This is a genomic window from Methylosinus sporium (assembly GCF_003113265.1).
Classification (GTDB): Bacteria; Pseudomonadota; Alphaproteobacteria; order Rhizobiales; family Beijerinckiaceae; genus Methylosinus; species Methylosinus sporium.
On sequence record NZ_PUIV01000009.1, the window covers coordinates 93,969 to 101,913 of the forward strand.

General features: G+C 64.8%; 10 protein-coding genes. 3 read left to right on the forward strand and 7 right to left on the reverse strand.

What is annotated here, in order from left to right:
• The first annotated feature begins 21 nt into the window (after positions 1-21).
• Positions 22-384 (forward strand): MmcQ/YjbR family DNA-binding protein, encoded by a 363-nt coding sequence (locus C5689_RS08650; protein WP_108916868.1) that lies wholly within the window; start codon positions 22-24, stop codon positions 382-384.
• A 45-nt stretch (positions 385-429) separates the two neighbouring features.
• Here C5689_RS08650 and dnaN read toward each other — a convergent pair whose 3' ends face one another.
• Positions 430-1,548, reverse strand: coding sequence for a DNA polymerase III subunit beta (gene dnaN / locus C5689_RS08655; RefSeq protein WP_108916869.1), 1,119 nt, complete (start codon positions 1,546-1,548; stop codon positions 430-432).
• A 237-nt stretch (positions 1,549-1,785) separates the two neighbouring features.
• Here dnaN and C5689_RS08660 point away from each other — a divergent pair, with 237 nt between their 5' ends.
• Positions 1,786-4,038 carry a transglycosylase domain-containing protein gene (locus C5689_RS08660; RefSeq protein WP_108916887.1) on the forward strand — a complete coding sequence of 751 codons (2,253 nt, stop codon included), beginning with the start codon at positions 1,786-1,788 and terminating at the stop codon, positions 4,036-4,038.
• Between the two features lie 140 nt (positions 4,039-4,178).
• Positions 4,179-4,655: a hypothetical protein gene (locus C5689_RS08665; RefSeq protein ID WP_108916870.1), complete on the forward strand. Its 477-nt coding sequence runs from the start codon at positions 4,179-4,181 to the stop codon at positions 4,653-4,655.
• Positions 4,656-4,748: 93 nt separating this feature from the next.
• Here the strand turns inward: C5689_RS08665 and C5689_RS08670 are convergent, their stop codons facing one another.
• From C5689_RS08670 to odhB, 6 genes are all read right to left on the reverse strand, one after another.
• Entirely contained in the window at positions 4,749-5,453 is a 705-nt protein-coding gene (locus C5689_RS08670) for a glutamine amidotransferase (RefSeq protein WP_108916871.1), read from the reverse strand.
• A 96-nt stretch (positions 5,454-5,549) separates the two neighbouring features.
• Positions 5,550-5,990, reverse strand: a complete 441-nt coding sequence (locus C5689_RS08675) for a Rieske (2Fe-2S) protein (RefSeq protein ID WP_108916872.1) — start codon at positions 5,988-5,990, stop codon at positions 5,550-5,552.
• Positions 5,991-6,048: 58 nt separating this feature from the next.
• Positions 6,049-6,399 carry a hypothetical protein gene (locus C5689_RS08680; protein WP_108916873.1) on the reverse strand — a complete coding sequence of 117 codons (351 nt, stop codon included), beginning with the start codon at positions 6,397-6,399 and terminating at the stop codon, positions 6,049-6,051.
• 39 nt (positions 6,400-6,438) lie between these two features.
• Positions 6,439-6,708 carry a hypothetical protein gene (locus C5689_RS08685; protein WP_146188364.1) on the reverse strand — a complete coding sequence of 90 codons (270 nt, stop codon included), beginning with the start codon at positions 6,706-6,708 and terminating at the stop codon, positions 6,439-6,441.
• Between the two features lie 77 nt (positions 6,709-6,785).
• Positions 6,786-7,055, reverse strand: coding sequence for a BQ00720 family protein (locus C5689_RS08690; protein ID WP_108916875.1), 270 nt, complete (start codon positions 7,053-7,055; stop codon positions 6,786-6,788).
• A 121-nt stretch (positions 7,056-7,176) separates the two neighbouring features.
• On the reverse strand, positions 7,177-7,945 hold a 769-nt coding region (gene odhB, locus C5689_RS08695), incomplete at its 5' end, for a 2-oxoglutarate dehydrogenase complex dihydrolipoyllysine-residue succinyltransferase (protein ID WP_244594638.1).

Below are 7,945 nucleotides of genomic sequence, written 5' to 3' on the forward strand. Positions count from 1 at the left end.
GCCCCTAGAAAGGCGGCGCACATGACATATGACGATTACAACGCGTTCTGCAGCGCATTGCCGGCGGCCAGCCATGTGGTGCAATGGGGCGGCTCGCATGTCTGGAAGGTCGGCGGGAAGGTTTTCGCTATCGGCGGCTGGGACGAAGGCCAGCCGCGTTTCACCTTCAAGGTCGGCGACGTCGCCTATGAGATGCTCAAGGAGCAACCCGGCCTGCGTCCCGCGCCCTATCTCGCCTCCCGCGGCTTGAAATGGATACAGCATTTCGCGGAGCCTGGCCTCTCGGACGCCGAGCTGCGCGACTACATCCGCGAATCGTATTCGATCGTCTCGCGAGGGCTCCCACGGAAGAAGCGCGTTGAGCTCGGACTGAACAACGCCTGAAATCTCGCAACCGTCGAGAGCCGGTTCCCCTCCGCCCGTGCGGCCTCACACCCGCATCGGCATCAGCACATAGAGCGCGCTCGCGCCGTCGCGGTCCTGGATCAGCGTCGGCGAGCCGGGATCGGCGAGGCGGAACAGAGCCGTGTCGCTGTCGAGCTGATCGGCTATGTCCAGCAGATAGCGGGAGTTGAAGCCGATATCGATCGGCGGCCCGTCATAATCGGCCTCGATCTCCTCCACCGCCGAGCCCTGATCGGGATTGGTGACGGAGAGAACCAGCCTGCCCTCCGAAAGCGCCAGCTTCACGGCGCGGCCGCGCTCCGAAGAAATGGTCGAGACGCGGTCCACCGCCTCGCGGAACACGCCGCGCTCGACGGTGAGGCGCTTGTCGTTATTGGCCGGAATGACGCGGCCATAATCGGGGAAAGTGCCGTCGATGAGCTTGGTCGTCAGCACCGTCTCGCCGAAGGAGAAACGCATCTTATTGGTGGAGAGCTCGATCGCCACCGCGCCCTCGGCGTCCTCCACGAGGCGCAGAATTTCGTTCACCGCCTTGCGCGGCAGAATCACGCCCGGCATTCCGGCGGAGCCGGCCGGCGCCGGCAGCTCGACGCGGGCGAGGCGATGGCCGTCGGTGGCCACGGCGCGCAGCAGCTGATGGCCCTCGACCTCGGCCACATGCAGGAAGATGCCGTTGAGATAATAGCGCGTCTCCTCGCTGGAGATGGCGAATTGCGTCTTCAATATCAGCTTCTTGAGGTCCGCCGGCGGCAGCGAGAAGCTGTGCGAGAACTCCCCCGAAGTGACGTCAGGAAAATCGCTCTCCGGCAGGCTCTGCAGATTGAAGCGCGAGCGGCCCGAGCGCAGCGTGAGCTGACCCTGCTCGCCGCTTCCCTCGATCGAGACCTGCGCGCCCTCCGGCAGCTTGCGGACGATGTCATAAAGAGTATGGGCGGGCAGCGTCGTCGCGCTCGGCTGGCCGATGTCCGCGGAGACTTTCTCGGTGATCTCGAGATCGAGATCGGTCGCCTTGAGCATCAGCGTCCCGGCGGAGGCGTCGATGAGCACATTGGCGAGGATCGGAATGGTCGTGCGCCGCTCCACCACTCTGTGAACATGGCCGAGGGCGCGCAGCAGCGCCGCTCTCTCGATGGTGACTTTCATTGCGCTCGATCCGTGACGCTGTTTTTCGCTCCAAGGGCGAGACTTTCGCAAGCCGCAACGAATAGCGCAAGAGCCGCAAGGGGATCGGCCGGAGCCTGTGCATAAGTTCCTATCGCGACGAAGAGTAGCGGCCTCCTTGCTTAACCGGCCCTTAAATCGACAGCATTAATGCTAGTGTCGGCGTCGGCCGTGCGCTTCCATGCCGCGGCGCGACGGAACCCGAGGCGGCGGACCAAAATGGCGCGCGAGAAGCAACGTCGCGAACCACGTTTCGACGGCGACGGGGGCGGCGATCTACGCGCCGACCCGCGAGAGGATCGCATGGCGAAACCCAAACGCAAAGGCAAGAGCGCACCGGGCAAGAGCGCGCCGCCGCCAGAGGAGGACGACGCGCCGCCGCAACGCTCCATGCCCAAAAAAGCCAAAAAGGGCGGCCGCTTCGGCCTCGGCGGGCTCGTCTATTGGGGCGCCGTGCTCTCCATCTGGGGCGCGATCGGCGTCGGCGGCCTGTTCATCTATCATGCGGCGCAGCTTCCGCCGATCGACACTCTGGCGGTGCCCAAAAGGCCGCCCAATATCGCCATTCTGGCTGCCGATGGGGAATTGCTGGCCAATCGCGGCGACACGGGCGGAGCCGCGGTGCGCCTGCGCGATCTGCCGCCCTATCTGCCCAAGGCCTTCGTCGCCATAGAAGATCGCCGCTTCTATTCCCATTGGGGCGTCGATCCGATCGGCATCGCCCGCGCGCTGACGCGCAACCTCACCGGACGCGGCGGAATGCAGGGCGGCTCGACGCTCACCCAGCAGCTCGCCAAGAATTTGTTCCTCACGCAGGAGAGGACGCTGTCGCGCAAGATGCAAGAGGCGATCCTCGCCCTCTGGCTCGAGCACAAATACTCCAAAGACCAGATTCTCGAGCTCTACCTAAACCGCGTCTATTTCGGCTCCGGCGCCTATGGCGTGGAGGCGGCGGCGCAGCGCTATTTCGGCCATGGCGCCGCCCAGGTGACGCTCGCGGAGGCGGCCGTGCTCGCCGGGCTGATGAAGGCGCCGAGCAAGCTCGCGCCCGACCGCAACCCGGAAGGGGCGACCGAACGCGCGGCGCAGGTCGTCACCGCAATGGCGCAGGAAGGCCATATCACCGAGGCCATGGCGAAGCTCGCGCTCGGCCGGCCGGCCTTGGCGCGACGGGAGCGCGGCGCCGGCTCCATCAATTACGCCGCCGATTATGTGATGGACATGCTCGACGACACGATCGGCGCCATCGACCAGGACATTGTGGTCACGACGACGCTCGATCGAAGGCTCCAGGAAGTGGGCGAGAAGTCAATCGCCGAGGAGCTCGACAAGAAGGGCGAGAAATTCGGAGTCAGCCAGGGCGCGCTGGTGGCGCTCGATCCCAACGGCGCCATTCGCGCTCTCGTCGGCGGCCGCAATTACGCCGAGAGCCAATTCGACCGCGCTGTTTCCGCCAAAAGGCAGCCGGGCTCGGCCTTCAAGCCTTTCGTCTATCTCGCGGGGCTCGAGCATGGCTTGACGCCGGACACGGTGCGCGAGGACGGGCCGATCAATGTCAAAGGCTGGCAGCCGGAGAATTACAGCCGTGAATATTTCGGCCCGGTCACGCTCACCAAGGCGCTGGCGCTGTCGCTCAACACAGTGGCGGTGCGCGTCGGCCTCGAGGCCGGGCCGAAGGCCGTGGTCAAGATCGCGCATCGGCTCGGCGTCGCCTCCGAGTTGCAGCCCAACGCCTCCATCGCGCTCGGCACTTCGGAGGTGACGCCGCTGGAGCTGGTGACGGCCTATGCGCCCTTCGCCAATGGCGGCGTCGGCGTGCAGCCGCATATCATCGTCAAGGTGCGCACCGCCGGCGGCAAGCAGATCTACGCGCGCAGAGGCTCGAGCAATGGCCGCGTGATCGAGCCGCAATATGTGGCGATGATGAACACGATGATGGAGGAGACTCTCTCCACAGGCACGGCGCGCAAGGCGGAGCTGCCCGGCTGGCGCGCCGCCGGCAAGACCGGCACCAGCCAGGATTTCCGCGACGCCTGGTTCGTCGGCTACACGCCGCATCTCGTCGCCGGCGTCTGGCTCGGCAATGACGACAATTCGCCCACCAAGAAAGTCTCGGGCGGCAATCTGCCGGTCGAGGTCTGGAGCCGCTTCATGAAAGCGGCGCATCAGGGCGTGCCGGTCGCGGCCCTGCCCTCCGGCTCCTGGCGCTCGGCCGCGGCGCCGGCGGACAGCCTCTCGCCCATCGCGCCGCTGCTCGATTTTTTCTCCTCCGATCCAGAGCCGGACGCCCCGCCGCCGCGGCCCTCGCGCCGCCGTCAGGTCCGCGACGAGGACGAGGATGTCGCGCCCGGCTCGGTTCATGGGCTCGAGGCGCTGATGCCGCCCGCCGACATTCCGAGCCAGACGCCCCGCCCGCGGCGCGGCCCGTCGCGGGAGGAAAAGAATATTTTCGAGAAATTATTCGGCGGTTGAGACCGCCGAACGACCGTTTCGTTTTCCTTCAAATTGTGAGACGCGCGGCATGACAATTGCGAAGCTCGGGGCGAGAACCTGTCCCGCATGTCGCTTTTGTCGCAAAAGCGGCGTGCATTTCGCAAAGTGGAGAAAGCGATATGAGACTGGCGGAGGCTTTTGCTTCGGCGACGCTCGATGATGTCAAGGCGGCGCTCGACGGCGGCAAACTGGTTCTGTATTCGACCGGACGTCCGATCGGACCGGACCATAAGATCACCCGCAGCGAGGTGATGGCGACCTTCACCTTCCAGTCTCCCGCTTTCGGCCCGGATGGGGCCGACGGCGCCGCCGCCCCGCTGTTCGCCGAGCCGTCGGTCATCGCCACCGGCATCGGCACGCCCGGCTGGGCGCGCCTCTCCAAGGCCGACGGCACGCCGGTCGTCGATCTCTCGGTCGGCCCGGGCAATACGGAAATCAAGCTGGCGAGCGTTTCCGCCACCAAGGATTTCCCCATCGCCATCACGGCGCTGAAGTTCCTGGCGGCCGAGTCCGTCGAGTGGAACAAGACCGAGTTCGGCCATGCGTTCATGACGAACCACGAGAACCCCTTCCGCAAGGTCTCCGTTCGCGGCTGACTTTTTTTAAGAGTCAAGCGACGTCGCCACGCCCAGCGGCGTCGTTCTCGCGCGGTCCAGCGACGCATTCCCGGCGTCCGCGGACCGCGCGTTTCATTTGGCGATTTCGGCGAGCCAGCGCGCGATGAAGCGCCGGCTGCGTTCCTGCAGGCCGGGCGCTTTGGTGGCAGCGGCGGCGCGCAGCCCCGCGATGGAGACGCCGGCGGACGAGAGCTCCGCCGTATGGCCGATGAACCAGCGCTCGAGGCTGTCCTTCTCCGCTTCCGGATGGAATTGCAGCGCGAGGCCGCGCCGCCCCATCGCAAAGGCCTGATGCGGATAGAGCGCCGAAGAGGCGAGCAGCGCCGCCTGCTCTGGAAGGTCGAAAGTGTCGCCGTGCCAGTGCAGCACATCCGCCTCGGGCTCGACGAGCGCGGCGAGCGCGCTGTCGCGCCCCGCCTCCGTCAGCGTGATCGGCGCAAAGCCGATTTCCTTGCCGGCGCCGCCCGGATAGACCCGGGCCCCGAGCGCCGCGGCCATGAGTTGGCAGCCGAGACAAACGCCCAAAGTCGGCGCGTCGCGCCCGAGCCGCGCGCGAAGCAGCGCCGCCTCCTGCGCCAAAAAAGGATAGTCCTCGGTCTGATAGACGCCGATCGGCCCGCCGAGCACGATGAGAAGATCGGCCTCGGCCGCCTCGGCGGGGATATTCTGCATCCCCGCCTCGACATAATGGATCCGATAACCCGCCTCGGCGAGCGGCTCGGCGAAACTGCCGAGATCCTCGAAGGCGATATGACGTATGACGAGCGCGGTCTTCATCGTTCCCCCGCTGGGCGATTCCGGACGGCGCAGTCTATGCCGACGTCCATCACGCAAAAAGGCCCAGCGATGAGAATCGAGGGGAGCCAGCGCGGCTCAGTCGGCGGTGATGACGACCTCCGGATAGACGTCGTTCTCCTCGCGGTCGAGACCGTCTTCCTCGGCAATGGTCACGCCCGTGACGCAGACTTCATTGTCGTCTATGACCACCTCGACCTTCTCGAGCTGAGCGCCGACGCAGGGACCGTCGTTGCAGACGCCGGTCGGAATGTCGAATTGCGCGCCATGCTTGCCGCACAGCAGGAAACGCTGCGTCGGGTCCAGGAAGGATTTCGGCTCGAAGTCGAGACGGCTGCCCTGGTGCGGGCAGCGGTTGACATAGCCGTAATATTTGCCGACGTGACGCACGATGACGACCGGGAAGGGCACGGTCTTGCCCTCGTCATTGACGCGGGCCAGCACATAGCCGACGGCCCGGCGTTTTGCGACATCGTTCACATGGCAAACGGCGAAGATTTCGCGTGTCGGCTCTTCCATACCGTTCCTCCTCGGAATCGCTATAAAGTCCGGAAGGGTGAAGCAATCTCGGCGCCGGTCAGCTCCCGTCGGTGAGCCGTTTGACGGCTTCTCCGTCGCCGCCGCGCTTCACATAGCCCGCGGCTATGTCCGCCACGGCGATATGGAGCGCCTTTTCGCTCAATACATCCAACCGCCCCTCCAGAAATTTGATTCTCGCCGTCAGCTCGGCCTCGGCCGTGATCCGCTCACGTTCTATGCGGTCGATCTTGTCGCTTTGCCGCTCGAGCAGGCGCTTGAATTCGTCGAGCGATTCCTTGGTGTATCGACGCAACTCGTCGAACTGCACCGTCGTCGTCACGATTTCCTTGTAGAGCTCCGCCAGCCGCGCCGCGAGCTGCGCCAAAGTATCCTTCGTGCCTCCGAACAAAGCGGGCAGCTCCGTAAAATAAAACCGACTGAAAAAACTTTAGAATTTTTTCGCCCAGGCTCCGTAACCGCGCAATTCCGAGCCATAATCCCGCATCGATTTCGACAGTCTTTGCGCCTCGGCCGACATCGTCCGAATATCGTCCTCGAGCGGTCTTATCGACTCGACTCCATCGGCCATCGAGCGGATGAAATCCACGATCGGACGAAAAAGGCGCTCCAGCCCGTAGCCGGCCGTTCCCGCTTTCGCGCTTTGGTCTGTCTGTGGCTCGACCATGATCTTGCTTCGATCCAACAGCGAGTCGCTCATGAAAATCTCCGACCATAGGAGCCGCGCCACGGCGCGTCACGGGCAGAGCTTAGCCGATTTTCGTCCGCCCGTCAGCCTCAGTGGAGGCTGACGGTCTGCAGCTGCTGCTGCCAGGCGTTGGCGAGGGCCCCCTCTTCCGTATCGGCGAGGACGATCGGCGTGCCGTCCGCGCCGAGCAGCGCGAAAAGCGTCAGGCCGGGTTCTATGGCCGGGGCCTGAGGGTAGAGCCGCTTGACATCCTCCGAGCGCATCGTCCGCACATAGGCGATCGCTCCATCGCCCAAATGCGCGAACTGCTCGGGGGTCAGCAGGGGGATTCTTCTCTCGGTCGCGGTCTTGCCTTCCATCTCACACTCCTCGGCGGTCGTATCGACCCGCCCGGCGGACGCCTACACGCGTAGCACGGGAGATATCTGTGCATTGCGGCGCCCGATTTTCAGGGGCGCCGCCGGAATTTTCGTGGAACCGTCACAAATCGAGCACGAGCCGCGCCGGGTCCTCGAGCTGCTCCTTGACCCGCACCAGGAAGGTGACCGCCTCTTTGCCGTCCACGATGCGATGATCATAGGAAAGGGCGAGATACATCATGGGACGAATCTCGATCTTGCCGGCGACGACGACCGGCCGCTCCTCTATCTTGTGCATCCCCAATATGCCCGATTGCGGGGCGTTGAGAATAGGCGTCGACATCAGCGAGCCGTAGATGCCGCCATTGGAGATGGTGAAGGTGCCGCCGGTCAGATCTTCGAGATCGAGCTTTCCTTCGCGCGCCTTGCGCCCGAAATCGCCGATCGCCTTCTCGATCTCGGCGACGCTCATGCGATCGGCGTCGCGCACCACCGGCACGACGAGGCCTTTGTCCGTGCCCACGGCGACGCCTATGTGGCAATAGTGCTTGTAGATGACGTCGGAACCGTCGATCTCGGCGTTGACGGCCGGCACTTCCTCCAGCGCCTTGCAGCAGGCTTTCACGAAGAAGCCCATGAAGCCGAGCTTCACCTGATGCTTCTTCTCGAACAGCTCCTTGTAGCGATTGCGCAGCGCCATCACCGACGACATGTCGACCTCGTTGAAGGTCGTCAGCATCGCGGCGTTGGATTGCGCCTCTTTCAACCGCTTGGCGATGGTCTGACGCAGGCGCGACATGCGCACGCGCTCCTCGCGCTCGGCGTCGGCCGGCGGGGCGGTGGGGCGCGGCGCCGGCCGACGCCGAGCGCGAGGAGCGCGTGCGCATGTC